The sequence below is a fragment of the Paractinoplanes atraurantiacus genome (genome assembly GCF_900215205.1).
Classification (GTDB): Bacteria; Actinomycetota; Actinomycetes; order Mycobacteriales; family Micromonosporaceae; genus Actinoplanes; species Actinoplanes atraurantiacus.
The window spans coordinates 888,519-913,113 of the sequence record NZ_OBDY01000001.1 but is presented as its reverse complement, the minus strand read 5'-3'; the positions used below and the strand labels follow the sequence as shown (position 1 = coordinate 913,113).

General features: G+C 70.1%; 26 protein-coding genes. 13 read left to right on the top strand and 13 right to left on the bottom strand.

Annotation, left to right across the window (positions count from 1 at the left end; genetic code table 11):
* Nucleotides 1-2: 2 nt before the first annotated feature.
* Together CRP55_RS04370 and CRP55_RS04365 are read right to left on the bottom strand one after the other, a co-directional pair.
* The gene (locus CRP55_RS04370; protein WP_097318104.1) at nt 3-332 is read right to left on the bottom strand and encodes a YnfA family protein; all 330 of its coding nucleotides are present in this window, start codon (nt 330-332) and stop codon (nt 3-5) included.
* A 26-nt stretch (nt 333-358) separates the two neighbouring features.
* Nucleotides 359-715 (bottom strand): STAS domain-containing protein, encoded by a 357-nt coding sequence (locus CRP55_RS04365; protein WP_097318103.1) that lies wholly within the window; start codon nt 713-715, stop codon nt 359-361.
* Between the two features lie 296 nt (nt 716-1,011).
* On the opposite strand from CRP55_RS04365, the gene CRP55_RS04360 reads away from it, so the two are divergent.
* A complete protein-coding gene (locus CRP55_RS04360; RefSeq protein ID WP_097318102.1) occupies nt 1,012-2,010 on the top strand; it encodes an AraC family transcriptional regulator in 999 nt (332 codons plus the stop codon).
* Between the two features lie 284 nt (nt 2,011-2,294).
* Here the strand turns inward: CRP55_RS04360 and CRP55_RS04355 are convergent, their stop codons facing one another.
* A complete protein-coding gene (locus CRP55_RS04355; protein WP_245922770.1) occupies nt 2,295-2,663 on the bottom strand; it encodes a hypothetical protein in 369 nt (122 codons plus the stop codon).
* A 248-nt stretch (nt 2,664-2,911) separates the two neighbouring features.
* Here CRP55_RS04355 and CRP55_RS04350 point away from each other — a divergent pair, with 248 nt between their 5' ends.
* The 3 genes from CRP55_RS04350 (at nt 2,912) to CRP55_RS04340 (ending at nt 4,989) form a co-directional block, all read left to right on the top strand.
* Nucleotides 2,912-3,202, top strand: a complete 291-nt coding sequence (locus tag CRP55_RS04350; RefSeq protein ID WP_097318101.1) for a hypothetical protein — start codon at nt 2,912-2,914, stop codon at nt 3,200-3,202.
* Nucleotides 3,203-3,310: 108 nt separating this feature from the next.
* A complete protein-coding gene (locus CRP55_RS04345; RefSeq protein ID WP_097318100.1) occupies nt 3,311-3,811 on the top strand; it encodes a SigE family RNA polymerase sigma factor in 501 nt (166 codons plus the stop codon).
* Nucleotides 3,808-4,989, top strand: a complete 1,182-nt coding sequence (locus CRP55_RS04340) for a hypothetical protein (RefSeq protein WP_143234399.1) — start codon at nt 3,808-3,810, stop codon at nt 4,987-4,989. The genes CRP55_RS04345 and CRP55_RS04340 overlap by 4 nt, the downstream gene beginning before the upstream one ends.
* On the opposite strand, the gene CRP55_RS04335 is transcribed toward CRP55_RS04340, so the two are convergent.
* Nucleotides 4,967-5,872 carry a Gfo/Idh/MocA family protein gene (locus tag CRP55_RS04335; protein WP_097318098.1) on the bottom strand — a complete coding sequence of 302 codons (906 nt, stop codon included), beginning with the start codon at nt 5,870-5,872 and terminating at the stop codon, nt 4,967-4,969. The two genes, CRP55_RS04340 and CRP55_RS04335, sit on opposite strands and share 23 nt — an antisense overlap.
* 71 nt (nt 5,873-5,943) lie before the next feature.
* Between CRP55_RS04335 and CRP55_RS04330 the strand changes: the two genes are divergently transcribed.
* Nucleotides 5,944-6,315 carry a hypothetical protein gene (locus CRP55_RS04330; protein ID WP_097318736.1) on the top strand — a complete coding sequence of 124 codons (372 nt, stop codon included), beginning with the start codon at nt 5,944-5,946 and terminating at the stop codon, nt 6,313-6,315.
* Nucleotides 6,305-6,721, top strand: a complete 417-nt coding sequence (locus CRP55_RS04325) for a hypothetical protein (protein ID WP_097318097.1) — start codon at nt 6,305-6,307, stop codon at nt 6,719-6,721. The genes CRP55_RS04330 and CRP55_RS04325 overlap by 11 nt, the downstream gene beginning before the upstream one ends.
* Here the strand turns inward: CRP55_RS04325 and CRP55_RS04320 are convergent.
* From CRP55_RS04320 to CRP55_RS04305, 4 genes are read right to left on the bottom strand one after another with little or no spacing between them, the layout of a single operon-like run.
* Nucleotides 6,718-8,181, bottom strand: a complete 1,464-nt coding sequence (locus tag CRP55_RS04320; protein ID WP_097318096.1) for a glutathionylspermidine synthase family protein — start codon at nt 8,179-8,181, stop codon at nt 6,718-6,720. The two genes, CRP55_RS04325 and CRP55_RS04320, sit on opposite strands and share 4 nt — an antisense overlap.
* Before the next feature lie 2 nt (nt 8,182-8,183).
* Nucleotides 8,184-8,594 carry a hypothetical protein gene (locus CRP55_RS04315; protein WP_097318095.1) on the bottom strand — a complete coding sequence of 137 codons (411 nt, stop codon included), beginning with the start codon at nt 8,592-8,594 and terminating at the stop codon, nt 8,184-8,186.
* Nucleotides 8,595-8,624: 30 nt separating this feature from the next.
* Nucleotides 8,625-9,389 carry a 3-oxoacyl-ACP reductase FabG gene (gene fabG / locus CRP55_RS04310; RefSeq protein WP_097318094.1) on the bottom strand — a complete coding sequence of 255 codons (765 nt, stop codon included), beginning with the start codon at nt 9,387-9,389 and terminating at the stop codon, nt 8,625-8,627.
* A gap of 47 nt (nt 9,390-9,436) precedes the next feature.
* Complete coding sequence (locus CRP55_RS04305) at nt 9,437-11,077, bottom strand: alpha-amylase family protein (RefSeq protein WP_097318093.1); 1,641 nt, start codon at nt 11,075-11,077, stop codon at nt 9,437-9,439.
* 105 nt (nt 11,078-11,182) lie between these two features.
* Here CRP55_RS04305 and CRP55_RS04300 point away from each other — a divergent pair, with 105 nt between their 5' ends.
* The gene (locus CRP55_RS04300; protein ID WP_438865751.1) at nt 11,183-11,806 is read left to right on the top strand and encodes a DedA family protein; all 624 of its coding nucleotides are present in this window, start codon (nt 11,183-11,185) and stop codon (nt 11,804-11,806) included.
* Here CRP55_RS04300 and CRP55_RS04295 read toward each other — a convergent pair.
* The 3 genes from CRP55_RS04295 to CRP55_RS04285 form a co-directional block, all read right to left on the bottom strand.
* Complete coding sequence (locus CRP55_RS04295; RefSeq protein ID WP_097318735.1) at nt 11,803-12,921, bottom strand: carbohydrate-binding protein; 1,119 nt, start codon at nt 12,919-12,921, stop codon at nt 11,803-11,805. The genes CRP55_RS04300 and CRP55_RS04295 overlap by 4 nt on opposite strands.
* Nucleotides 12,922-13,013: 92 nt before the next feature.
* Nucleotides 13,014-14,261, bottom strand: a complete 1,248-nt coding sequence (locus CRP55_RS04290) for a chitinase (RefSeq protein WP_097318091.1) — start codon at nt 14,259-14,261, stop codon at nt 13,014-13,016.
* Between the two features lie 76 nt (nt 14,262-14,337).
* A complete protein-coding gene (locus CRP55_RS04285) occupies nt 14,338-15,711 on the bottom strand; it encodes a carbohydrate-binding protein (RefSeq protein ID WP_097318090.1) in 1,374 nt (457 codons plus the stop codon).
* Between the two features lie 143 nt (nt 15,712-15,854).
* On the opposite strand from CRP55_RS04285, the gene CRP55_RS04280 reads away from it, so the two are divergent.
* From CRP55_RS04280 to CRP55_RS04270, 3 genes are all read left to right on the top strand, one after another.
* A complete protein-coding gene (locus CRP55_RS04280; RefSeq protein ID WP_097318089.1) occupies nt 15,855-17,012 on the top strand; it encodes a carboxylate-amine ligase in 1,158 nt (385 codons plus the stop codon).
* A gap of 9 nt (nt 17,013-17,021) precedes the next feature.
* Nucleotides 17,022-18,389 carry an FAD-dependent oxidoreductase gene (locus CRP55_RS04275; RefSeq protein ID WP_097318088.1) on the top strand — a complete coding sequence of 456 codons (1,368 nt, stop codon included), beginning with the start codon at nt 17,022-17,024 and terminating at the stop codon, nt 18,387-18,389.
* Between the two features lie 109 nt (nt 18,390-18,498).
* Nucleotides 18,499-19,920 carry a polysaccharide deacetylase family protein gene (locus CRP55_RS04270; RefSeq protein WP_245922768.1) on the top strand — a complete coding sequence of 474 codons (1,422 nt, stop codon included), beginning with the start codon at nt 18,499-18,501 and terminating at the stop codon, nt 19,918-19,920.
* Here CRP55_RS04270 and CRP55_RS04265 read toward each other — a convergent pair.
* Together CRP55_RS04265 and CRP55_RS04260 are read right to left on the bottom strand one after the other, a co-directional pair.
* Nucleotides 19,886-20,710: an Fpg/Nei family DNA glycosylase gene (locus CRP55_RS04265; RefSeq protein WP_097318087.1), complete on the bottom strand. Its 825-nt coding sequence runs from the start codon at nt 20,708-20,710 to the stop codon at nt 19,886-19,888. The two genes, CRP55_RS04270 and CRP55_RS04265, sit on opposite strands and share 35 nt — an antisense overlap.
* A gap of 20 nt (nt 20,711-20,730) precedes the next feature.
* Entirely contained in the window at nt 20,731-21,531 is an 801-nt protein-coding gene (locus CRP55_RS04260) for an SDR family oxidoreductase (RefSeq protein WP_179855007.1), read from the bottom strand.
* Between the two features lie 102 nt (nt 21,532-21,633).
* On the opposite strand from CRP55_RS04260, the gene CRP55_RS04255 reads away from it, so the two are divergent.
* The 3 genes from CRP55_RS04255 to CRP55_RS04245 are packed head-to-tail and all read left to right on the top strand — an operon-like array spanning nt 21,634 to nt 24,590.
* On the top strand, nt 21,634-22,476 hold the full coding sequence (locus CRP55_RS04255; protein WP_097318085.1) for a helix-turn-helix transcriptional regulator: 843 nt from the start codon (nt 21,634-21,636) through the stop codon (nt 22,474-22,476).
* Between the two features lie 55 nt (nt 22,477-22,531).
* Nucleotides 22,532-23,140 (top strand): 4a-hydroxytetrahydrobiopterin dehydratase family protein, encoded by a 609-nt coding sequence (locus CRP55_RS04250; protein WP_097318084.1) that lies wholly within the window; start codon nt 22,532-22,534, stop codon nt 23,138-23,140.
* Nucleotides 23,141-23,195: 55 nt separating this feature from the next.
* A complete protein-coding gene (locus tag CRP55_RS04245) occupies nt 23,196-24,590 on the top strand; it encodes a chitinase (protein ID WP_097318083.1) in 1,395 nt (464 codons plus the stop codon).
* Nucleotides 24,591-24,595: the final 5 nt, after the last annotated feature.

The following is a 24,595-nucleotide window of genomic DNA, read 5'->3' as shown; positions in this document are numbered from 1 at the left end:
CCTCACCGGGGTGCGTACATGATGACGGCCACCCCGGTGAGGCACACGGCCGCGCCGATCACGTCGTAGCGGTCGGGCCGGAAGCCGTCCACCACCATCCCCCAGGCCAGCGAGCCGGCCACGAAGACGCCGCCGTACGCGGCGAGGATCCGCCCGAAGTTCGCGTCGGGCTGCAGGGTCGCCACGAAGCCGTACGCACCGAGCGCGATCACACCCGCGCCGGCGAACAGCAGCCCTCGATGCTCGCGGACGCCCTGCCAGACGAGCCACGCACCGCCGATCTCGGCCAGCGCGGCCAGCAGGAAGAGCGCGATCGAGCGCAGAACGGTCATGCGCTCGATCTAAGCAACAAACAAGATCAGGAAGGCCGGAGACCCACTGACGTACGGGGTGAGGGCGGCTCCGCGCACCCGAGGAGCCCCACCAGGCCGGACACCCAGAGCTGGCGGTAGACCGTGGGGCTCGGGTGGCTGACCACCAGCTTGACCCCACTGGCCGCGGCCGTGTGGAAGCAGGCGACCAGGATGCCGATGCCGATGCTGTCGATCAACATGACCCGCTGGAGGTCAAGACAGATCTTGCCCGGCGTGGAGCTGGTCAGCACGTCGTTGACGGCGTCCCGCATCACGTGGGCGTTGTCCAGGTCGATCTCCCCGCTCGGCGCGATCTCAACGGTTCCATCGGCCAACTGGCGGGTGGTGATCGGCAGATACACGGCTGCCCTCTTCCTGGCGTCGAGCGGGCCGACGCCGACTTGCCGCACGAAGGACGCACCACCCTGACCGAGGAGAAAACCGTGGTCCCGGTGTCGTCGGGCACCTCAACCGGTGCCGCTCTCCGACCGCGTTCCTACAACAATCCGCTGGTCTGCAAGTTACGCCACGTAGGCGCGGAACGCCAGAGTAGTTCATATGGCCTGAATGTGCTGGAACGGTCAGCGCGTGGCGGGAACGTTGACGTTCCACGCTTCGGGGCCGAATACTCACCGTATGCGATGGAGCTCATCTCGGCATGGCTGAGGTCTTTCCGAGGTCCGCCCACGCGTCATCCGGGGCGGCCGACGTCGTCCATCTCAGCAGCGTGGACATCGATCAAGCACGTACATTGCTAAATCGGTTCTACTACCCCGTGGCAGTCGGCATGCCCGACGGCGCGGGAACGTTCGCGCTGGGGATGGAGCTGATCCAACTCGGACCCCTGACGGTCGGCCAGCTCAGTTTCGCGACCGCCGTGACCCTGCTCGTGGCCGAGCTCGACGCGTACCACGTGAGCATGCCGACCAGCGGGCGCCTGCACGCGCGGCACGCCGGCCACGAGATCGTCGCCACGCCGTCCACCGGCGTGGTCTTCGGCCCCGGCAGCCCGGTCTACACCTCGCGCGAGGCCCACTCGGCCGAGCTCGCGGTGAAGATCGAGCGCAAGGCCCTCGAGGAGGAACTCTCCGGCCTGCTGGGTCGCCCGATCGAGGGACCCATCGACCTGCCGCCCGAGATCGACCTGTCCAGCGGGCCGGGACACAGCTGGAGCCGGCTCGTGCGCCTGCTGCGCGACGAGCTCGAGTTCTCGCAGAGCCTGTTCTACCAGCCGATGATCGCCGAGCAGCTGCGCAGCGCCGTGCTCAGCGGCCTGCTGCTGAGCGTGCCGCACCGCTACCACCAGGAGCTGACCGGGCCGGCCGCGCCGGGACCGCCGCGCGCCATCCGGCGCGTCGTGGAGGCCATACAGAGCGAGCCGGAGCGCCCGTTCACCGTGACCGACCTGGCCCGGATAGCCGGCATGAGCGTGCGCTCGCTCCAGGACGGCTTCCGCCGCCACGTCGGCATGGCACCGATGACCTACCTGCAACAGGTACGGCTGGGCCGCGCCCGCGAGGCACTGCGAATGGCCGACCCCTTACGAGTGACGGTCGCCGCGGTCGCCCACCGCTGGGGATTCGCCCATCTGGGGCGTTTCGCCTCGGCCTACCGCGGCAAGTTCGGCGAGTCCCCGTCGGAGACGTTGCGCTCCTGAGCCGGCCCGCAGCCCGCCCGACTGCGCGCCCGCGCCCGCCCGACTGGCGCACACGCGCCCGCCTGACCCACGCACACGCGCCCGCCTGACCACGCGCACGCGCCCGAGTGAGGGCGCGCACACGTGACGGCGCGCACGCGGGCTCTTCCCACGCGGATGACAGCGCACGCGGGCACAAAACACGCGGGTACGGCGCACAGCGCACTTGCGGGGGCCGCGCTCGCGGAGGCCGGCGCGGCGCGGGGCGGTGGGGCGGGGCGAGGCCCAGGGCGGCGCGGGGCGCGTTACTCGCCGGGGTCGCTGCGGCGGGGCTGGGGGACCTCGTTGGTGGCGCGGCGGGTCGTCGCGGTTACCCCGAACAGGTGACCCCGCGGCGGCGACCACTCGCGCCACGGGCCCAGACGGGGCGGTACCGACACCAGCTCGCCGTCGCCCGCTCCGCGCTGTTCGCGCAGGTAGGCCACCACGCGCGACGCCGCCTGGCCGCCGTCCTCGGCCAGGCCGAGCAGCAGGCGGCGCGCGTCGTCAGCCGTGGGATCGTCCGCGTCGAGGGCGGGTATCTCCGCCGCCGTCCGGCGCAGCAGGGCCGCCAGACCGGCCAGGGCCTGCATCACGTCACACGCGTCCCGCTCGGCATCGGACAGGCTGGTCACGTCGCGTTCCCCCTTACCGGGCCCGCCGGATCGGGTCCCACCGGCGCATGCCCCCGCCGGCGGTCCACTAACGGGCGCCAAGGCGAAAATGTATTCGGCCAATTACTAAGCGTCCATCCGTAACGCGCAGGCCCTGTCCAGTTAGCGCTCAGTTTGACCGGCGTCGGCATGATCGTCCGATTCCGCCCCATGGTCGGAGCGTCGCGGAACGGGGTAAGAACCGATTGAGCACCCCTGGGGAGGACATCATGACCGACGAGATTCGCCAGCCGCTGGAGGAGACGCAGGAGGTCGCCGACGCCGTCGAGGACGACGTGGCGGTGGAAGCGTTCATCACCGGCGGCGGCAAGGACTCCGACACTCCGGAGTTCCTGGCCCCCGGCGAGGAGCCGGTGATCCGCACCGGCGCCGACCAGCCGTGGGACCCGGAGGACCTGGCCGAGGCCGAGGGCAAGGACCCGACGCCCGAGAACATCGAGAAGGCCCGTCAGGAGCTGGAGCGCGACGGCGCCGCCGCCATCGAGCGCACCGTCCCCTGACCCCGTAACGAATGATGCCGGCGACCGCTAAGGTCGCTGGCATCATCGTGAATCCGCTACAACCTCTTCGCTCCGATCCCCGTCTACTGGTGGACACAGGGAGCGGGGATGAGTGACGAATCGGACGCGGGATATCTCGAGTACGTCCACGGGCGGATGCCGGCTCTGCGGCGGATCGCCTTTCTGCTGAGCGGCGACAGCGACCAGGCCGACGACCTGGTCCAGGAGACCATCACCAAGCTGTACGCGAAGTGGCCGCGCATCTCGCGGGTGGAGCATGTGGACAACTACGTGCACACGATGCTCGTGCGGGCCTTCCTCGACGAGAAGCGCCGCGGCTGGTGGCGGGTCAGCCTGCGCGGCGCGCCACCCGAACCGCCACCCCGTCCGGGCGGGACCACCGAAGAGCGGACCGTGCTGCGCGCGGCGCTGCGCCGGGTGCCGGCCCGCCAGCAGGCCGTGCTGGTGCTGCGATTTCTGTGCGACCAGTCGGTCGCCGACGTGGCCCGGATCCTCGACTGCTCCGAGGGCACGGTCAAGAGCCAGACGTCGCACGGGCTGACCGCCCTGCGCAGAATCCTCGGCGACCGCGTGGGAGGTGCCCTGTGAAGGAAGTGGACTACAGCGCCCATCTGCTGCTCCGGCCGCTGGCCGAGGAGCTGCCCGGGCCCTCGAAGGTCTCCGTCGTGAAGGCCATGCGCGACGGCCGCCGGATGCGCCACCGCCGCTGGTGGGCCGGCGGTTCGGCCGTCGTCGCGGCCGTCACCGCGGCATCGGTCGGCGGCGTGCTGGCCGCGCAGCCGCCCCGCCCGAAGCTGCCACCGGACCCGCCGCTGCCGACCGCGTGCGCGGTCGACCGCCTGCCGCTCGGGAATCACCGCAGCGCCGCCATGCCCGCCGGTGACGCCTCGGGCACCTGGCTCGCCGCCGGGTCGGACTGGGGGCGGGAAACGAGGAACTCGCTGCTGATCTGGCGGGACGGCGTCCTCGTCACCGACGTCCTGTCGCCGGGACTGTCGTTCTACGTGGCGGGCGTGAACGGATCGGGCACGGTGGTGGGCACCTCGAAGGTGGAGCCCTACGTCTATCAGGACGGCACGTTCCGCCGCCTCCTGGGAGGCGGCGGCGAGGCGAACGCGATCAATGACGATGGGGTCATCGCCGGGCTGCTCGGGACGACCGATCAGGAGCGCCGGCCCGTGCGATGGGCCTCGGCCGGCGCCCGGCCCGAGCCGCTCACCGTCCCGAAGGGCGTATCACCCTTGATGGTGTCGATCAGCGGCGTCACCGACGATGGCAGCGTCATCGGCTCGGTCGGCACTTTCGGCTATATCTGGTCGTCTGACGGCAGCGGCCGATATGTCAAGGCCCCGCCGAGACGCGACGGCGTCCCCGCTGAGGCGCCCCAGCCCGGCGCCTCGCCTCCGATCACGACCGTTTTCCATTCGGTGGTCGTCCGCAACGGGTGGATCTACGGCACCCGGGGCAGCCTCGACGTCGAGAGCCTGCGGTACCACATCGAGACCGGCACGTGGCAGGAGCTGGCCGGCGAGTGGAAGGGGCCGCAGATCGGTGACCCCTATTCGCTCGGCGACGAGGACCCGCGGGTCTTCGTCGGGCGGGCCGTGCTGGATCTGCCGGTTCCGGCCGGCGGGCACCCGGGGCGGGACCGGTATTACGTCAGCACCGTGAGCGACGACGCCACGGTGATGGCCGGGAAGCTGGAGGGCGCGGTGGACGACACCACCACGCCCGCCCAGCCGATCATCTGGCGCTGTCGACAGTGACCGTGCGGCCCGTGGTGACCGCCTCCTGAGCCGCGGCCAGGACGGCGGTCACCCCGGCGCCGAAGCGGACGTCGAGCTCGACCGCCGGCCCGCCCGCGGCGGCGGCGATGAGCAGGTCGAGGCCGTGCTTCAGGGCGTCGACCGGCGACCACGGGGCCGACGGCACCGTGCGTACGCCGGCCTCGCCCGAGAAGACCGCCTCCTCGCGCTCGGCCGCCTCCGGCGCGTCCAGCGACAGGGTGAGCGTGCTGATCGCGCCGCCCGCGTGGCGCGCCAGCAGGTGGGTCATGTCGGGGGCGCCGGTCATCGCGGTCACCTCGGTGACCGGGCCGAGCACGCCGATGGCCAGCGCCAGCGCGTGCGGGCCGACGTCCCACAGGCCGCCGCTCTCCTGCCGCCACGGGGACGCGCCGAACGGGTTGCCCGGGGTGAAGATGCGGCCGAGGTGGACGATCCGGCCCTCGACCCAGCCGCCGTCGGCCGCCGCGTCCGCGACGAACTGCTCGATCGAGGGCATCAACCGGCGGGTGAAGAAGACCAGCGACGCCAGGTTCTTCTCGGTCACGGCGGCGACGATGGAAGAAGCCTCGGCGACGGTGAAGGCCACCGGCTTGTCGAGCACCAGGTGCTTGCCGGCCTGGGCCGCGCGCAGGGCGAGCGGCGCCTGCACGTCCGGCGGCAGCGCGACGGCCACGGCGTCGACGTCGCCGATCAGGTCGTCCACTTCGGCGTACGCCTTGGCGCCGTGCTCAGCCGCCAGCGAGGCCGCCTTGTCGGGATTGCGCCCCCACACCCCCACGAACTCGACGTCCGCGTGCTCGGCGAGCGCCGGCGCGTGCGCCAGGTGTGCCCAAGGTCCCGTACCGAAAAGTCCGAAGCGCATCGGAAGTCGCCTGCCTCTCTCATGGTCCAGCCGCAAGCTACCAGGCGACCTTCGATCAGTAGTCTGTGCCGGTGAACGGTCCCCTGTCGGTGGCGACGATCATCGCCGCTCTTGTCCTGGCGGCGTGGTTCCTGCTGCGCGCGGCGCTCAACCGCCCACCGAGCAACGTCGACCTCTGGGCCACGCTCGCGCTCAGCGCCCTGGTCCTCGTGCTGGTCGTGGTGGCCGTGATCGGCCTGTTCGACGGCTCGCGGCCGAGCGACACGCCCACCTTCTTGGGCTACCTGGTCACCACGGTCGCCTTCGGGCCGGTCGCGTTCTATCTGGCCCGGCTGGAGCCGACCCGCTGGGGCAGTCTCATCCTCGGCGTCGCCTGCCTGGTGCTGCCTGTTCTCGTGCTGCGGCTGCAGCAGATCGCGGAGGTGACCACCGGTGTCTCCTGAAACTCCTGCGCGCCCCAAGGACGCGGCCCTCGGCACCGGCCTCGGCCGGGTGCTGTTGCTGGTGTACGGCATCTTCGCGCTGTCGGCCAGCGCCCGCGCTCTCGTGCAGATCTCCACCCACTTCAGCGAGGCGCCGCTGGCGTACCTGCTGTCGGCGTTCGCCGGCCTGGTCTACATCTCGGCAACCGTGGGCCTCGCGATCGGCGGCGCCCGGGGACGGCTGATCGCGCTGGTCAGTTGCAGCATCGAGCTGATCGGCGTGCTCGCGGTCGGCACCCTGAGCATCGCCGACGCCGGTGATTTCCCGGACGACACCGTCTGGTCGAACTTCGGCAGCGGCTACGGATATGTCCCGCTCGTCCTGCCGTTCATCGGCCTCTGGTGGATCTGGCGTCACCGCCCCTAAAGGGACGACTCGATGGTGTGGGGAACGAAGTAGCAGCGGTCCTTCGTGACCAGGCCGTCGTCACCGAGCCCTTCGCGGATGCCCATCCCCGCCGGTTCCCCGTCGATCAGCCACGAGCCGATCACCGGGTGGACCGTGCCCTCCAGGCTCTCGAACGACGGCAGCTCGCACAGCTGCTGCACCACGTAGCGCCCGTCCACGCCGTACTCGGAAGGGTTTTCGCTGATCGTGGCCCCGTCGCGCACCAGCGTGACCGAACCGCCCTCCCGGCCCCAGACGGGTTTCTTGGCGTAGCTGGTCAGCGTCTTGGCCTTGGAGGAGTCGGCGAAATAGGCCGGCAGCAGGTATTTGGAGCGCTCGGGGTCGTCGCCGAACAGCTTCCACAGCACCGGCAGGATCGCCTTGTTGCCGAGCAGGGCGGCCGTGTAGGGCGGCTCGATCCAGACCGTGCCGTGCTTGGTCGGGTCGGCCATGTTGCGGAAGAAGGCCTTGCCGCCCTCCTCGGTCCAGAACCACTCCCACGGGTAGAGCATGAAGATGATGTCGATCGGCTCGGCCTTGTGCTCCTGGCCCGGTGACGGCACGAAGACCACCCGGTCGCCGGCCACGTCCCAGCCGATCTGGCTCATCGCGATCAGCTCGACCGGATATCCGGCCTCCTCGGCCGTGGCCATCAGGTAGGCCACGTTCATCCGGTCCTCGCCGGAGGTCTCGGACGTCTCGTACGCGAAGAAGATCTTCGGTTTCTCCGGCAGCCACGTGCGGGCCTCGCGGAGCTTGTCGATGTTGCGGCGCCAGGCGCCCGGGTCGGCCGGCTCGTCGAGCGAGGCCGGCCAGCCGACGAGGCGGTCGTGGATCGAGTTCCACTGCCGCCACTCGTGCTGGGTGACGCCGGTCTGGTCCATCCAGTGCCACTGGATGACGGCGCTCTCGACCAGCGCGGTCGGCGTCTGCGCGTTGAACTCGAGCAGCTTGGGCGTGCTGCCGGCCCCGTTGTACCAGAGGTCGAACCGGCCGTAGATGCTCGGCGAGTAGTCCGGCGTCTCCATCGGCAGACGCATGTCGGGGTCTTTGTCGTAATGCGTCCACGTCTCGGCGTCGCCGTCGAACCACGTACGGATGATCTGCTCGTGGGCGAACTCGGGCACGCCGATCTTGGCCAGGAAGCACGTCTCGGGGTTGCAGACCGAGGCGAAGTAGCCCTCCTTGCGGCCCTGCACGGTGTGCCGCGGGCACTGCCGGACGATCCAGTCGCCGGCCTCGAGGCACATCGCGTGCAGGGTCGTGGTGGCCGTCTCGAGCTCTTCGATCTCGGCCGCCGTGAAGTCGTAGAACGGGCCCTCCTGCCAGTACGAGATCATCGTCCCGTCCGGCAGCTCGGTGTCGTTGTACGTGAGGCCGAGGCTGAAGTTGGTGAGCTGCCAGCCCTCGCGGACCGGCCCGTAGGGAACCCGTCGCACGCTCAGCCGCCCGACTTGCTGGACGAGGAGCCCTTGGCCGAGCCGCCCTTGCCGACCACGCTGGTCTTCACGGTGCCGTTGCCGATCTTGCCGGTGGCCGGCAGTCCGAACGACTGCCGGGCCGCCTTGTCGTTGTACGCGAACTTGTTACCGCCGGACGGCAGCCGGTAGCCGACCGGATATCCCGCCCGATATCCGGACGAATACCAGATGAAGAAGGGAATGGCGCTGCCGCCGTACGAACGGTCGTCGTCGCAGTAATCCTCGTCGACGACGACGCCGTTCGCGTCGGCGCAGTAGAAACCCGCGTCCTGGTAATCGTCGTCGTTGTCGCACGCCGCCGCGCCGCCCGCCGCCAGAAGCAGGAAGGTGCTCGTCAGCGAGACGCTGCGGGAAGCCATGCGTCGATTCATAGTTCCTTTGTAACGCCTCTCAGCAATGATCTACGCGCGCGGGCCCCCGGCGACGTAGATGACCTGGCCCGAGACGAACCCGGCACCCTCACTGACGAGGAAGGATACGGTGTTCGCGACGTCTTCGGGACGACCAGCCCGGCCAACGGGAATCTGAGCGACCGCGGCCTTCTCGAACTGGTCGAAATCGACGCCGACGCGGGCCGCGGTGGCGGCGGTCATGTCGGTGACGATGAAGCCCGGCGCGACCGCGTTGGCGGTGATGCCGAACCGGCCCAGCTCGATGGCCAGGGTCTTGGTGAAACCCTGGAGGCCGGCCTTGGCCGCCGCGTAGTTGGCCTGGCCGCGGTTGCCGAGGGCGGAGGTGCTGGAGAGGCTGACGACGCGGCCCCAGCCGGCGTCGACCATGTGCTTCTGCACCGCGCGGCTGAACAGGAAGGCGCCGCGCAGGTGGACCGCCATGACGGTCTCCCAGTCGTCGTCGGTCATCTTGAACAGCAGGTTGTCGCGGAGCACCCCGGCGTTGTTGACCAGGATGGTGGGCGGGCCGAGCTCGGCCACGACCTTTTCCACGGCCGCGGTGACCTGGGCCGGGTCGGAGACGTCGGCGCCGACGGCGAGGGCGGTGCCGCCGGCGTCGTGGATGGCGGTCACCGTGTTGGCGCAGGCGCCCTCGTCGAGGTCGACGACGGCGACGGCCAGGCCGTCGGCGGCGAGCCGGCGGGCGGTCGCCTCACCGATGCCGCGGGCGGCGCCGGTGACGATGGCGGTACGGGTGGGAGCGGACTGCGACATACGGCTCTCCTACATAGCACTGGCTCTATTTGCACTCGGAGTGCACTTTACGCGTAGCGACGCAGCCTGATCCAGCGGTAGCCGTGTCCGGCCACCGGTACCGCTTCGAATTTGCCGAGGTCGGGGTACTCCTGGTCGGCGAGCACGTCGGTCGGGAACTCGGCCTCGGGATAGAGCGAGCTCAGGTCGAGCACGCCATCGGAAGGGCCCAGGTTGTGTACGAAGACCATCGTGCCAGTGACGTCGTCGGCCCGGTGCACGAGGATCGATCCCGCGTCCGGCAGGTCGACGTGCTTGCAGGTGCCGGATCCGACCTCGGGCGCCTCCCGCAGCGTTCGGATCATGCGCTCGAACCAGGCCAGCAACGACGCCGGGTCGTGGCGCTGGAGGCTGACGTTGACGGTCTGATAGCCGAAGTCGCCGCCGTCGATCACCGGGCGGACGGGCTCGTTCGACGTGGTGAAGCCGGCGTTGGGCAGGGCGGACCACTGCATGGGGGTACGGATCGAGTTGCGGCCCGGCAGCGACAGGTCCTCGCCCATGCCGATCTCCTCGCCGTACCGCACCACCGGGGTGCCGCGCAGGCTGAACTGCAGGGCGTAGGCCAGCTCGACGCGCCGCCGGTCGTTGCCGAGCATGGGTGCCAGCCGCCGCCGGATGCCGCGGCCGTACAACTGCATGTCCTCGTCCGGCCCGAACTCGGCGAAGACCTGCTCGCGCTGCTCGGCGGTGAGCCGGGACAGGTCGACCTCGTCGTGGTTGCGCAGGAAGGTGGCCCACTGCCCGCCCGCGGGCAGCTTCGGCGCCTCGCGCAGGGCTTCGATGACCGGCTCCGGGTTCTGCCGGGCCAGCGCCAGCATCAGCTTGGTGTTGAGCATGAAGTCGAACAGCATGTGGATGCGGTTGGCCGAGCCACCGGAGTCGCCGAAGTACTCCTTGAGCTGGTCGGGCTCCACATTGGCCTCGGCCAGCAGCACCGCGTCGCCCTTGCGCCACTGCACGAACTGCCGCAGCTCGGTGATGAAGTCCATGTCCTTGGGCGAGTTCGGGTTGCCGGCCTGGGTCTCCTCGATGATGAACGGCACCGCGTCCATCCGGAATCCGGCGACGCCGAGCTGGAGCCAGAACGCGCAGATCTTCTTGATCTCCTCGCGGACCTCGGGATTGTTGATGTTGAGGTCCGGCTGGAACTTGTAGAACCGGTGGTAATACCAGGACTTGGCCGTCCGGTCGTACGTCCAGGTCTCGTTCTGCTCGCCCGGGAAGACCATGCCCTGCTTGCGGTCGGCGGGCTCGGTGTCGCTCCAGACATACCAGTTCCGGTACGGCGAGTCCGGCGACTTGCGGGCCGACTGGAACCACGGGTGCTTGTCCGAGGTGTGGTTGACGACCAGGTCGATGATCACCTTGATGCCGAGGTTGCCCGCCTGGTGCAGCAGCTCGGCGAAGTCGCCCAGGTTGCCGAAGCGCGGATCGACGTTGTAGAAGTCGGACACGTCGTAGCCGTCGTCCTGGTCGGGCGACGGGTGGATCGGGTTCAGCCACAGGCAGGTGACCCCGAGCCGGGCCAGATAGTCGAGACGGCCGATCAGACCGCGGATGTCGCCGCAGCCATCGCCGTCCGAGTCGGCGAAGGTGTCGATGTCGAGGCAGTAGATGACGGCTTTCTGGTACCACCGGTCGGTCATGTCCCTCTACTTCACCGGCGTCACGGCCGGGCAAACAGCACTCAGGTTCGGCGCAGGTTCGTTGGGTACAAACATCGGATGGGCGGCGGCGGACTGACAGCGTGGGTGACCTCTGTCATCGAATCACTCGGTGAACTCGGCGTGGGGCTGCTGGTGGCCCTGGAAAACCTGATCCCGCCGATCCCGAGCGAGATCGTCCTGTCGCTGGCGGGATATCTGGCCAGCGAGGGCCGGGTCAACTTCGCCCTGGTGCTGTTCGCGGCCACGGCCGGTTCGGTGATCGGCGCGCTCGCCCTCTACTGGCTCGGTTACGCGCTCGGCGAGGACAGGCTGCGCCGCTGGCTCGACAAGATCCCGCTGGTCGACGCCGACGATCTGAACACGGCCGACCGCTGGTTCGAAAAGCACGAGAAGGCGGCTGTGCTGTTCGGCCGCTGCGCGCCCGTCGTGCGCAGCCTGGTCTCGATCCCGGCCGGCGCCAACAAGATGCACCTGGGCATGTTCACCCTGTTCACCGCGATCGGCAGCGGGGTCTGGAACACCATCTTCATCGGCGGCGGCTACCTGCTCGGGTCGCAATATCAGGACCTGGAGAAGTACGCCCATTACTTCGACTACGTGATCTGGGCGCTGATCATCTTCATGGTCGGCAGCTGGGTCATCAAGAAGATCAGGAAAAGGCGACGCGCGGCCGCCCGCCAGAGCGACCGCGCGTCGGTGGACAACTAGAAGCCGGCGCTGATCTTCGTGAACGCCCAGTCGGCCTGCGCGATGCCGGAGCAGTTCGAGACCACGCCGCCGCCGGCGCAGCCGCGGTCACGGTTGACCGCCCAGAAGGTGAAGCGGGCGAGCCCGTTGTTGCGGGCGTAATCGCGGATCCGCGTCCACGTCTCGACGGTGGTCAGCTCCTGCTGGTCGGACAGGCCGTTCATGCCCGAGATGCCCATGTGCGAGTACGCCTGGGCGTCGGTGTAGCCGAACGTGGTCTTCAGCAGGTTCTTCAGGCCCTCGGACGTGTTCACCGTGGCGGTGTAGATGTCACTGGCCCCGAAGTCGAACGGCATCTGGGTGAAGATGTCGATGTTCGCGCCGAGCGCCTTGGCCTGCTGCACGAGCCGGGTGCCGTAGTAGTTCGGTCCGGTGGTCGTGGTGCCGAAGGTGAGGATCGTCTTCACCGACGGGTTCTTCTGCTTGACGATCTTCAGGGCGCCCAGGACCCGGTCCTGCACGACCGTGTTCTCGAACTCGTCGGTGTTCTCGATGTCGATGTCGATCGACTTCAGCTGGAAGGCGTCGATCACCTTCTGGTACGCGCCGGCCAGCGCCTCGGGGGTGGAGCAGTTCGGGCCGAGCTTGTTGCCGCTCCAGCCGCCGATCGACGGCACGACGTCGGCCCCGGCCGCGCGGATCGCCGCGATGGTGCTGGCGTGCACGCCGCCGGTCAGGCCGGTCTCGCCGTCCCAGGCCGGGTTGCAGCCGTTGTTGGCGAGCACGAAGGCCATCGTGAAGGCCTTGATGCCGGTCGCGTTGACCACGGTGGCCGGCGCCGGCGGGTTGCCCCAGCCGGGGTAGATGTAGGGCGCCGAGGCCATCTTGGCGCCGGTCGCCGGCGGCTGGGTGGTCGGCGGGGTGGTGGGCGGCGTGGTCGGCGGGGTCGTGCCACCGCAGACGCCCTGGTCGGCCCAGACGTCCCACTGGCCGCTGTGTGTGGCGGGGGATTCGTTCTGCGTCCACCACTTGGCCGAGTAGTTGTGCCCGTTCTGCGAGGCGGTGTTGCCGCCGGTGTAGACGGCCGACGAGGACCACGCGGGGGCGCAGGCGGCGGCCGCGTTCGAGGTCGCCATGGGCAGGATCGCGGCGGCCGTCGCGGCCAGGGCGACCGAGCCCAGTACGAGGAGTTTCTTCACGGGGATGCTCCTGTGGGGGTGGGGGGGTGTTACGGGAGGGTGGCGAGGTGCGGCTTGACGGTGTTGGCGAAGCCGTTGCCGTTGGCGACGTCCCAGTTGATCGACCAGGTCATCGCGCCGCGGATGCCCGGATAGGTCGCCGGGGGCTTGAAGGTGCCGCAGTTGGTGCCGCGGGCCAGGCAGTCGAGCGCGTTGTTGACCACCGAGGGGGCGACGTAGCCGCCACCGGCGGCCCGGGTGCTCGACGGCAGGCCGAGGGCGACCTGGTCGGGGCGCAGACCGTTCTGGGTCTGAATGCAGGCCAGCGCGGTCAGGAAGTTCACCGTGCCCTGGCTGTACGCGGCGTTCTGGTCGCAGCCGAGCATCGAGCCGGAGTTGTAGAACTGGGTGTGTACGACCGTGAGGATGTCCTTGATGGACAGCGCCAGGGCGAAGTACGAGGAGCCGGTGCTCTGCATGTCGATGGTCTGCGGGGCCATCGTGATGATCAGGTTGCTGCCGGCCTTGGCCCGCAGGCTGCGCAGCGCCTGGGCCATGTAGGTGGCGTTGAGCCCGTTCTCCAGGTCGATGTCGACGCCGTCGAAGCCGTACGTCGTCATCAGTGAGTAGACGGAGTTGGCGAAGTTGGTGGCCGCTGCGGCGTTCGCGACGCTGACCGTGCCCTTCTCACCGCCGACCGAGATGATGACCTTCTTGCCGCGGGCGTGCAGGGTGGCGATGTCGGCCTTGAACTGCGCGTCCGTGTAGCCACCGACGGCGCCGGCCAGACCCGGGTCGAGCGTGAAGGAGACCGCGCCGGGGGTGGCGGTGGCGTCGGCGAAGGCGACCGCGATCAGGTCGTAGTTCGCCGGGACGGCGGCCAGCTTGAGCGGGGCCGCGCCGTTGTCGAAGTTCTGCCAGTAACCGGTCAGGAAGTGCGCGGGGAGAGTGCCGTTACTGGGCGGCGGCGTCGTCGGGGGCGGGGTGGTGGCCGGCGGGGTGGTGGGTGGTGTTGTCGGCGGGGTGGTGGGTGGTGTCGTACCACCGCAGGCGCCGTTGTCGGCCCAGACGTCCCACTGGCCGCTGTGCGTGGCGGGCGACTCGTTCTGCGTCCACCACTTGGCGCTGTAGTTGTGGCCGTTCTGCGAGGCCGTGTTGCCGCCCACGTAGACGGCGGTCGAGCTCCACGCCGGCGCGCAGGCCGCTGCGGCCGACGCTGAGCCCGAGAAGTAGGTGGCCGCGCCGCCCGCGAGCAGCGCGGCGACAGTGGCCAGGACGACCGATCGATAGCCCTTCATGTGTTAATAATTAAGGACTGTTAACAGTTAAGTCCAGAGGGGCCAGCCCTTAAATATCCTTAAATTTCTCGATGCGTCACTTGCGGAACTGGATCCAGTTCACGTTGACGAAGTCGGCCGGCTGCCCGCTCGTGAAGGTCACGTAGACGGTGTGGGTGCCGGTGACGCCGGAGACGTTCCCGGGTATCGACTGCCACGTCTGCCAGCCGCCCGTGCTGCCCAGCGCGAAGCTGCCGATCGGCGCGCTGGTACGGCTGTCGAGGCGCACCTCGACCAGACCGCTGACCCCGGAGCCGGCGCCGGAAGCGACCCGGGCGACGAAGTCGCGCACCCCGCCCGAGCCGAAGTTGACGTTGTTGAACTGGAGCCAGTCGCCGTTGGCGATGTAGCCGACGTCCTGGCCACCCTCGGAGCAGGTCTCGACCTGCACGCCGGACGCCGCGTTGTACGACTCGGCCTCGATGCGGGAGAAGGCGTCCCGCGTGCCCGACGGCGGCGGGGTGGTGGTCGGCGGCGTCGTCGGCGTCGTGCCGCCCGACGACTGGTAGACCGCCACGTAGTCGACGATCATCGGCACGCCGGGCTGGGTGGACGCGGTGGGCCCGCCGCCGAACGCGGCCGGAAAGCCGCCGCCCATGGCCACGTTGAGGATCACGAAGAAGCCGTGCTGGGTCGCGTTGTTCCAGGTGGTCGCGTCGAGCTGGTTCTTGCTGAACGTGAAGTAGTTGTTGCCGTCGAGGTACCAGCGCAGCTGCTCGTTGGCCGTGGTCCGGTCGTACTCGATGGCGTACGTGTGGAAACCGGTCTTGCAACCGCTGCACGCGCGCTCGCCGCTGGTGATGCCGGTCGTCTCGTTGCAGGGACCGCCCGGGTTGGTGCCGCAGTGCAGCGCCGCGAAGACGGACTCACGGCCGTTGATGTTCTCCATGATGTCCCACTCGCCGATGCCCGGCCAGTTGGTCGCGCCGACCGGGCGGGCCGCCCCGCCCAGCGCCCAGAACGCCGGCCAGTAACCGGCCGCGGCGGCCCCGCTGACGTTGGGCTGCTGGAGCCGCGCCTCGATGCGGACCTTGCCGCCGGCCGGCGCTGCGAAGTCGGTGCGCTGGGTCTCGACCCGGCCCGAGGTCCAGCGGCCGGAGGAGTCGCGCAGCGGCTTGATGACCAGGTTGCCGTTGCCGTCCTGATAGACGTTGGCCGTCGAGTCGGTCATCGTCTCGACCTCGCCGGTGCCCCAGTTGGCGGCGCCGCCCGGATAGCCGGTGCCGGTCGCGTAGAGCCAGTTGGAGCGGTTGAGCCCGGTGCCCGCGGCGCCGGTGAAGTCGTCGCTGAACACGGTGGTCATGCCGGAGGGAGCGGCGGGAACGGCCGCCTCGGCGGTCATCGCGAAGACCGCGGACGCGGCCAGGGCGAGCGCCGCCGCGGCGCCCGCTGTGACAACACGGAGTCTCATGGAGTGCGCCTTCCATCGGGGGGAGGGTGTGAGAGCGCTCTCAGCGGATTTCACGCTTGTTACGAACGTGCTGTCAATATGGACTGCCATCGATTGCCCGTTGGTACCGTTTCCGGGGCGCGAAGATCGGGTATTTCGCGGCCATGGACACGGGCGGTACCACGATCGATCCTGAACTGGCCGAGATAGCCGAGGCCCACGATCTGCACACGCTCGGCGTCGAGGAGGAATACCTCCTGATCGACGCGGTCGAGCCGCGCGCCGTGGAAGCGGTCGAAGACGTCTTCGCCCAGCTGCCGGCCGACCTCCGCCCGTCGGTGCAGCACGAGTACATGCGCAGCCAGATCGAAGTGGCGAGCCCGCCGCAACTCGACCTCGGCGCCCTGTCGGACGCGTTGCGCGGCCTGCGGGCCGGCGTCGCCTCCGCGGCCGAGCGCGCGGGCGCCCGGCTGCTGGCCATGGGCACCGCACCGGTGGCCGGACCGCACATCCGGGTCGTCGACAACCCGCGCTACCACCGGATGCAGGAGCGCTTCGGCGACCTCTCCCCCGGCGCCGGCATGTGCGGCACCCACGTGCACGTGAGCATCCCCGACGACGAGACCGGCGTGCAGGTCCTCAACCACCTACGCCCGTGGCTGCCGATCTTCCAGGCCGCCACGGTGAACTCGCCGTTGTTCAAGGGGCGTGACACCGGCTACGCGAGCTGGCGCTACATGATGTGGGAGCGCTGGCCCACCGTCGGCCCGGCGCCCTACCTGGAGTCGTACGAGCACTATCTGACGCTCATCTCCGACCTCGAGGCGAGCGGCGCCATGCTCGACGAGGGCATGCTCTACTGGTATGCCCGGCTCGCCGCGAACTACCCGACGGTCGAGCTCCGGATGGGCGACGTGATGCCCTCGGCCGACGACGCGGTGCTGCTCGCCGCGCTGGCCCGGGCCCTGGTCGCCACGCTGGTCAACGAGGTCCGCGACGGCAAGCCGGCCCCGGTCGTGCCGGACACGCTGCTGGTGGCGGCGCACTGGCGGGCCGCGCACGACGGGCTCGAGGGCGTCAACATCGACATGGCCACCCGCGAGCCGCGTCCCGCGTGGCGGCTGATGCGCCAGCTCTTCGACTACGTGCGCCCCGAGCTCGAGCGCCACGGCGACCTGGAGCGCGCGACCGTCCTTCTCGGACGGCTGCGCTCGGAGGGCACCGGGGCCGCCCGGCAGCGGGCGATCCTGGCCCGCGGCACGGTCGCCGATGTGGTGGACCACATGGCGAAGGCGACCCGGGGCGAGCTCGGAGGTCAGTAGTCTGGGCTGATGAAGCTCGTCGTGATCGGCGGGGACGCGGCCGGCATGTCGGCCGCGTCGCAGGCCCGCAAGCGCCTGGGAACGGACCACCTCGAGATCGTGGTCTTCGAGCGTGGGCGCTTCACGTCGTACTCGGCCTGCGGCATTCCGTACTGGATCGGCGGCGCCGTCGACGAGCGGGACGCGCTGATCGCCCGTACCCCCGAAGAGCATCGCAAGAACGGCATCGACGTCCGCCTCCAGCATGACGTGGTCGGCATCGACCTCGACCGCCGGCAGGTGGTGGCCTTGCACGGGGACGGCGAGGTTCGGGAGAGCTTCGATCATTTGGTGTACGCGGCCGGCGCGTCCCCGGTCGTGCCCGAGTGGGCCCGCGTGCGGGAGGCCGGCGTCTTCGGTGTGCAGACGCTGGAGGACGGCGACGCCATCCACGCGTGGCTCTCCTCTTCCGCCGCGCGGAAACCTCGCCGGGCGGTGGTGATCGGCGGCGGCTACATCGGCGTCGAGATGGCCGAGGCGATGATCCAGCGCGGCCTCGAGGTGACGCTGCTCGAGAAGTCGCCACAGCCCATGGCCAAGACGGCCGACCCCGAGATCGGCCAGATGGTCCAGGACGCCATCCGCGGTCTCGGCATCGACATCGTGACGAACGCCCACGTCGAGGGCCTCGAGACCGCCGGCGGCCGGGTCACCGCGGTGGTCACGCCCTCCGGCTCGCTGCCGGCCAACATCGTGGTCATGGGCTTGGGCGTACGGCCGAACACCGCCATCGCCCGCACCGCGGGCCTTCCCGTGGGCGCGACCGGGGGCCTGCGCACCGATCTGCGCATGCGCGTCGAGGGCCACGAGGACATCTGGGCCGCCGGCGACTGCGTCGAGACCCGCCACCTGATCACCGGGCGCCCGGTGCACGTGCCGCTGGGCACCCACGCCAACAAACAGGGCCGGGTCGCCGGCATCAACATCGGCGGCGGCTACGCGACCTTCCCGGGCGTGATCGGCACGGCGGTGACGAAGGTCTGCGATCTCGAGGTGGCCCGCACCGGCCTGACGTCGCACGAGGCCGATCAGGCCGGGTACAAGTTCGTCACGGCCACCGTGGAGTCGACGAGCCGGGCCGGCTACTACCCCGGCGCCTCGCCGATGACGGTCAAGCTGATCGCCGAGCGGCGCACCGGGCTGCTGCTGGGCGCCCAGATCGTCGGCCGGTCCGAGGCGGCCAAGCGGATCGACGCGCTGGCACTGGCGGTGTGGAACAAGATGACGGTCGAGGAGATGACGGCGCTCGATCTGAGCTACGCGCCGCCCTTCGCGCCGGTGTGGGACCCGGTGTTGATCGCTGCCCGAAAGGCGACGGACGCGGTGCACGCGGCCTGATTCGCCGGATTCGCCTCCACCGAGCGCTACCAGGTGAAATCGCGCTCCGTAGCGTGACAACCACCGATACGGTCTCGCGCTCGATCTTGCGGCACGGTAGGCATGCAGGATGTCGCCGCAATCTCCCCGTTATCCGACCCCGGCCGGACAGACGACGCGCGGGCGGCATCATCGACCGGAGTCGCTGGCCGACGTGACGTCGGAGCACCCGATCATCGAGTCTTCCGCCCCCGACGCCTCGCCCGTCGCCGTCATCGACCGGCCCGAGACCCGCTATCGCCGGGGCAAGCCCGTCGTGAGCTTCGTCGGCGACGACGCGTCCGGCTCGCCGGCTTCCCTGCCCCGCCAGCGCGGCGCGACCCGCGGTCAGCGGCCCACCCGCGCCGGCCGGCATGCCGTGGCCAAGCCGCCGGCCCAGCGCCCGCCCACCATGGGCAGCCACCGCGCGCCGGGCACCCTGCCGATCGAGTCGTGGCTGCTGATGGGCAAGTCGCGCCAGCAGGTGCTGCTGGCCTCGCTGGTCGCGATCGGCATCCTGCTGCTGGCCATGCCGGCCGAGCAGCGGCGCGAGAGTGTGAACGCGGTGAACGCCGCCGCCCAGGCCGTCGTCGGCGTGCAGCCGAAACCGTCAAAGGCCGCCCCGGTCAAGGACGACGAGGAGCCCACCAGGTCCAAGCCGGCCGGCAACAAGGACGAGAAGCCCGCCGCCGATATCCCCGCGGCCTCCGGCGATGACGCGGCCGCGCCGCAGCCGACCGCCGCCGTGCCCACAGTGGCGCCGAGCGCCACGCCGGCCGCGCAGCAGACCGGCGAGAGCGCGCCCAAGGTCCCGCCGGCCGGCCCCGGCGCCTCGCTGCGCACGACCGGCACCGAGGCCGTCGCGCTCACCTTCGACGACGGCCCCGACCCGGTGCAGACGCCGAAGATCCTGGCCCTGCTGGCCAAGAACGACGTCAAGGCGGTCTTCTGCCTGGTCGGGTCGCAGGTCAAGAAACACCCCGAGATCGTGCGGCAGATCGTCGACGCCGGTCACACGCTGTGCAACCACACCTGGGACCACAGCCTGAAGATCGGCAAGGACAAGCCCGAGAAGATCAAGGCCGATCTCGACCGTACGAACGCGGCCATCCGCGCCGCCGTACCGGGCGCCGAGATCCCGTTCTTCCGGGCGCCCGGCGGCAACTTCACCGACCGGCTGGTCGCCGTGGCCGGCGGGGCCGGCATGACGTCGATCTACTGGGAGGTCGACCCGCGCGACTGGGACCACCCCGAGGGTGAGACCGACGCCCAGCACGTCGACCGGGTCATCGCCGAGGTCCAGAAAAGCGTGAAGCCCGGCGCCATCGTGCTGTCGCACGACTTCGGCCAGCCCGACACGATCGCCGCGTACGAGAAGCTCCTGCCCTGGTTCAAGGCGAACTTCACGCTGGGCCTGCCGCAGATCCCGGGCCCGCCGCCCTCGGCCCTGCCCACGCAGACCCCGCCCGCGCCGGCGGTCACCCCTTCGGCGACCCCGCCGGCTGGCACGTAGGACACCAGTAGAGATTGCGCCCGGCCAGCGGGCCGCGCGCGATCTCGGTGCCGCACACCAGGCACGCCTGACCGGGACGGCGGTAGACGTAGACCTCGCCGCCGTGCCGGTCGACGCGTGGTGCACGCTGCATCGCCTCCGGCGTGTGCTCGGTGTGCACAGTGTCGATGCGGCCCCGGGCGACGCCCTCCTTCATCAGGGCGCGCAGGTCGGTCCAGAGCTCGTCCCACAGCTCCGCCCCGATCAGCCGCCCCGGCGTGGTCGGCGCCAGCCCGGCCCGGAAGAGCACCTCGTTGGCGTAGATCAGCCCGCACCCGGCGACGATCGACTGGTCGAGCAGCAGCGCGAACAGCGGCTTGGTGCTGGTGCGGACCCGCGCGTACGCCGCCGCCGGATCGGCGTCGTCCCGCAACGGATCCGCGCCCAGCCGGTCGCGCAACTGCTGCGCCCGCAACGGATCGAGCACCTCGCACGCGGTCGGCCCGCGCAGCTCGAGCCAGTGCCCGTCCCCCACGACCCGCATCCGCACCTGCCCCACGGGCTCCGGCACGGGCGCCGCACCGTCGGCGAACTTCCCGTACAGCCCGAGGTGAACGTGCACGCTCAGGTCGCCCTCGTAGTGGTGCAACAGATGCTTGCCGTACGCCTCGGTGTCGGCGAGCCGCCGCCCGTCAACCTGCCGGGCCCCGCCCGCGAACCGCCCCTGTGGGCTGCTGACCTGCAAAGACTGCCCCGCGAAGAGCTCCCGATGCCGGGCCGCGAGCCGATGAATGGTGTGTCCCTCTGGCACGGCCGCAACGGTACCCGGCGTTACTTGAAGGCCGCCTGGTTGTCGGTCACCCAGGCCGCGAAGGGGCGTGCGGGGCGGCCGGTGAGGGTCTCGACGTCGGTGGTCGGGCCGACCACGGCGGCGGCCGGGCCCATCGTCTCCAGGATCGGCACCGGCAGGCCGGCCTCGGCCTCGGTGATCTCCTGAACGACGTACGACCTGGTCAAGATGGTGTTGATGGTGTTGACCTGGTCCCGGACGGAAACCAGGGCCGGGCCTGTGATCAGGTAGGGGCCGGGCTTCGGGTCGTCGGCGAGCAGCTGGGCGACGGCCGAGGCGGCGATGTCGGACGGGTCGACGATCGGCAGCGGCACGTCGGGGTTCGGAGCCCGGACGACGCCGTCCTCGCCCACCCAGAGCAGGATGTTGTAGTCGAAACCGGCCGCACGCAGGAACGTGGACGGCACGCCGGCCTCGGTCAGGGCCCGCTCACCGGCCTGATGACGGGCGGTGACGAAGTTGGCCGCGCCGGAGGGCAGCTCGGTGACGGCGGTGAACGACGACAGCAGCACGACGTGGCCGACGCCGCTCGTGGCGGCCTCGGCGGCGAAGACGGCGCCGTTGTCGTCGGCCATGGTGAGATAGGCGCGGTCGACGCCGGCCAGCGCGCGGCGGACGTCCCCGGCGTTGGTGAGATCTCCCTCGATCAAGGTGATGTCGGCGGGCAGATCCGCTTTCGCCGAGTCGCGAACCAGGGCGACGACCTCGTGGCCGCGGCCGGACAGCTGACGGGCGACGTGACCACCGACGGTGCCGGTGGCACCGGTGACGAGAATCTTCATGGGGCAACCATCCGGCCGCGTACGGCCGAACGGGAGAGACCTTCCGAGACAGGTATCGCCGGTCCCTGTCTGACCGGCCCGGCCGCGCGCCATGCTGCATGCATGGACCAGAAGGAGCTCGCCAACTTCCTGCGGCGGCGCCGCGAGCTGCTGCAACCGGCCGAGGTCGGCCTGGCCGAGGGCGCCCGGCGCCGCACACCCGGCCTGCGCCGGCATGAGGTGGCCCAGCTCGCCGGGATGTCGCCCGACTATTACATCCGGCTCGAGCAGGCCCGCGGACCGCAGCCGTCACCGCAGATGCTGGCCGCGCTGGCCCGCGCCCTGCGCCTGACCGTCGACGAGCGCAACCACCTGTTCCACCTGGCCGGGCATCCGGCGCCGCCGTCGTACGGCGTCGACGAGCACGTCAGCCCCGGCCTGCTGAGGCTGCTCGACGCGCTCACCGACCTCCCGGCGATGGTCATCTCCGACCTGGGCGTGATCCTCGTGCAGAACCCGCTGGGTGTGGCCCTGCTCGGCGAGCACACCACGCGCACCGGCCTGGCCCGCAGCTTCGTCTACCGCTGGTTCACCGAGCCGGCGGCGCGCGAGCTCTACCCACCGGAGGACCGCGACCGCCAGGGCGAGATCCAGGTCGCCGACCTGCGCGCCGCCGTGGCCATGCGCCCGGCCGACCCGTTCGCCCGGCGCCTGGTCGCCGCCCTGCGCGCCGAGAGCCCCGAGTTCGCCGCCCTGTGGGACCGTCACGACGTGGCCGTGCGCCGCAGCGACCGCAAACGCATAGTCCACCCCACGGTCGGCATCATCGACATCGACTGCGAGGTGCTGGCCACCGCCCGCCAGGACCAGCACCTGCTCGTCTTCACCCCACGCCCCGGCACCGACGCCGCCGGCCGGCTGGACCTGCTGAAGGTCGTCGGCCGCCAGAACCTGACGGCACCATGAGCACGGCGGCCCACCGCTTTGCCGAGCCGGCGGCCCGGCTCCACAATGGCTCGGTATGACCGCCGCGCAGTTCCATGCCGCTGAGGGTGTCGAGGATTGGCGCGTTCTCTACCACGTGGTCGCGGCCCACTTCCGGACACGTTCGTTCGCGGAGGGTGTGGCGTTCGCCGGCGAGATCGGCCGCCTGGCCGGGGACCGTGAGCCTCGGGTGGAGCTGCGGGAGGCCGGTGTCACGGTCACGCTGACGCGGAGCGACATCACACTGGCCCGAGCGATCTCCCAGGCGGCGCGCCGGTCGCGGCTGACGGCCGACCCGGCCGCGGTCCAGCTGGTCAACGTCACCATCGACGCGCTGGTCGTCGCCGAGGTCCTGCCGTTCTGGCGTGCGCTGCTCGGCTACCACCAGATCGGCGACGACTACCTGGCCGATCCGGCCCGGCGCGGGCCGGGCGTCGAGTTCCAGGCCATGGCCGTCCCGCGGCCGCAGCGCAACCGGCTTCACCTCGATGTGGCCGTGCCGCACGATCAGGCCGGGGCCCGGATCGCCGCCGCCCTGGCCGCCGGTGGCCGCCTGGTCTCGGACGAGCACGCGCCGAAGTGGTGGACACTCGCCGACCCCGAGGGCAACGAGGCCTGCGTCGCGACCTGGCTCGGCCGCGACTGACGTTTCGTGGCGGTGAGATATTTACAAACAAAGTTAACAGTATTCATACTGAGCCATGCGCCGATCGATGATCTTCGTCATGGCTGCCGCGGTCGCGGCTACGGGTGGCACCGTCTATCTGGGCTCGTCGGCGGAGGTGGCCAGTGCGGCCGCCGCGTGCGCGCCGGCCTGGAGCGCCACCGCCGTCTATGTGAAGGACAATGTCGCTTCGCAGAACGGCCACAACTACACCGCCAAGTGGTGGACGCAGAACGAGGCGCCGGCCACGCACAGCGCCCAGTGGGACGCCTGGGCCGACAACGGCGTCTGCGGGGGCACCACCACCCCGACGACACCGCCGCCGACGACGGCACCTCCGACCACTCCTCCTCCCACCACACCGCCCCCGACGACGCCGCCACCCACCACGCAGCCGCCGGTCACCGGGCTTCCCAAGCGGGCGCTCATCGGCTATCTGCACGCCAGTTTCGCCAACGGCTCCGGATATGTGCGCATGGCCGACGTCCCCGCCAACTGGGACATCATCAACCTCGCCTTCGGTGAGCCCACCTCCGCCACGTCCGGCGACATCCGCTTCACGCTCTGCCCGGCCACCGAATGCCCGGGCGTCGAGTCCGAGGCCGACTTCATCACCGCCATCCGGAACAAGCGGGCGGCCGGCAAGAAGGTGCTTCTCTCCATCGGCGGCGCCAACGGCCAGGTGCAGCTCACCACCACCGCGGCCCGGGACAAGTTCGTCAGCTCGGTCAGCGCCATCATCGACCGTTACGGACTGGACGGCGTCGACGTCGACTTCGAGGGGCATTCGCTCTCGCTGAACACCGGCGACACCGACTTCAAGAACCCGACGACGCCGGTCATCGTCAACCTGATCTCGGCCCTGAAGACCCTGAAGGCCCGCTACGGCGCCAATTTCGTCCTCACCATGGCGCCCGAGACCTTCTTCGTCCAGCTCGGCTACCAGTACTACGGATCGGGCCCGTGGGGTGGACAGGACCCGCGCGCCGGCTCGTACCTGCCGGTCATCTACGCCCTGCGTAACGACCTGACCGTGCTGCACGTCCAGGACTACAACTCGGGCTCCATCATGGGCCTGGACAACCAGTACCACTCGATGGGCGGCGCCGATTTCCACATCGCCATGACCGACATGCTGCTCGCCGGCTTCCCGGTCGCCGGCAACACCGCCAACATGTTCCCCGCGCTCCGCGAGGACCAGGTCGGTTTCGGCGCTCCGGCCTCGGTCAACGCCGGTAACGGACATGTCGCCCCGGCCGCCGTCCAGCAGGCCGTCGGCTGCCTGGTCAAGGGCACCAACTGCGGTTCCTACACCCCGCGCAGCGGCACCAACCCCAACCTGCGCGGCCTGATGACCTGGTCGATCAACTGGGACAAGTTCGCCGGCTGGGAGTTCCAGAACCAGAACGGCGCCTACTTCAAGAACCAGTAGGAGAC

What these genes read in the sequence shown, in the direction of transcription:
- CRP55_RS04370 (WP_097318104.1), bottom strand. Translation starts at nt 332, where the DNA reads ATGACCGTTCTGCGCTCGATCGCGCTCTTCCTGCTGGCCGCGCTGGCC.
- CRP55_RS04360 (WP_097318102.1), top strand. Translation starts at nt 1,012, where the DNA reads ATGGCTGAGGTCTTTCCGAGGTCCGCCCACGCGTCATCCGGGGCGGCC.
- CRP55_RS04350 (WP_097318101.1), top strand. Translation starts at nt 2,912, where the DNA reads ATGACCGACGAGATTCGCCAGCCGCTGGAGGAGACGCAGGAGGTCGCC.
- CRP55_RS04345 (WP_097318100.1), top strand. Translation starts at nt 3,311, where the DNA reads ATGAGTGACGAATCGGACGCGGGATATCTCGAGTACGTCCACGGGCGG.
- CRP55_RS04335 (WP_097318098.1), bottom strand. Translation starts at nt 5,872, where the DNA reads ATGCGCTTCGGACTTTTCGGTACGGGACCTTGGGCACACCTGGCGCAC.
- CRP55_RS04315 (WP_097318095.1), bottom strand. Translation starts at nt 8,594, where the DNA reads ATGAATCGACGCATGGCTTCCCGCAGCGTCTCGCTGACGAGCACCTTC.
- fabG (WP_097318094.1), bottom strand. Translation starts at nt 9,389, where the DNA reads ATGTCGCAGTCCGCTCCCACCCGTACCGCCATCGTCACCGGCGCCGCC.
- CRP55_RS04305 (WP_097318093.1), bottom strand. Translation starts at nt 11,077, where the DNA reads ATGACCGACCGGTGGTACCAGAAAGCCGTCATCTACTGCCTCGACATC.
- CRP55_RS04295 (WP_097318735.1), bottom strand. Translation starts at nt 12,921, where the DNA reads ATGGCGACCTCGAACGCGGCCGCCGCCTGCGCCCCCGCGTGGTCCTCG.
- CRP55_RS04290 (WP_097318091.1), bottom strand. Translation starts at nt 14,261, where the DNA reads ATGAAGGGCTATCGATCGGTCGTCCTGGCCACTGTCGCCGCGCTGCTC.
- CRP55_RS04285 (WP_097318090.1), bottom strand. Translation starts at nt 15,711, where the DNA reads ATGAGACTCCGTGTTGTCACAGCGGGCGCCGCGGCGGCGCTCGCCCTG.
- CRP55_RS04280 (WP_097318089.1), top strand. Translation starts at nt 15,855, where the DNA reads ATGGACACGGGCGGTACCACGATCGATCCTGAACTGGCCGAGATAGCC.
- CRP55_RS04275 (WP_097318088.1), top strand. Translation starts at nt 17,022, where the DNA reads ATGAAGCTCGTCGTGATCGGCGGGGACGCGGCCGGCATGTCGGCCGCG.
- CRP55_RS04270 (WP_245922768.1), top strand. Translation starts at nt 18,499, where the DNA reads ATGTCGCCGCAATCTCCCCGTTATCCGACCCCGGCCGGACAGACGACG.
- CRP55_RS04260 (WP_179855007.1), bottom strand. Translation starts at nt 21,531, where the DNA reads ATGAAGATTCTCGTCACCGGTGCCACCGGCACCGTCGGTGGTCACGTC.
- CRP55_RS04255 (WP_097318085.1), top strand. Translation starts at nt 21,634, where the DNA reads ATGGACCAGAAGGAGCTCGCCAACTTCCTGCGGCGGCGCCGCGAGCTG.
- CRP55_RS04250 (WP_097318084.1), top strand. Translation starts at nt 22,532, where the DNA reads ATGACCGCCGCGCAGTTCCATGCCGCTGAGGGTGTCGAGGATTGGCGC.
- CRP55_RS04245 (WP_097318083.1), top strand. Translation starts at nt 23,196, where the DNA reads ATGCGCCGATCGATGATCTTCGTCATGGCTGCCGCGGTCGCGGCTACG.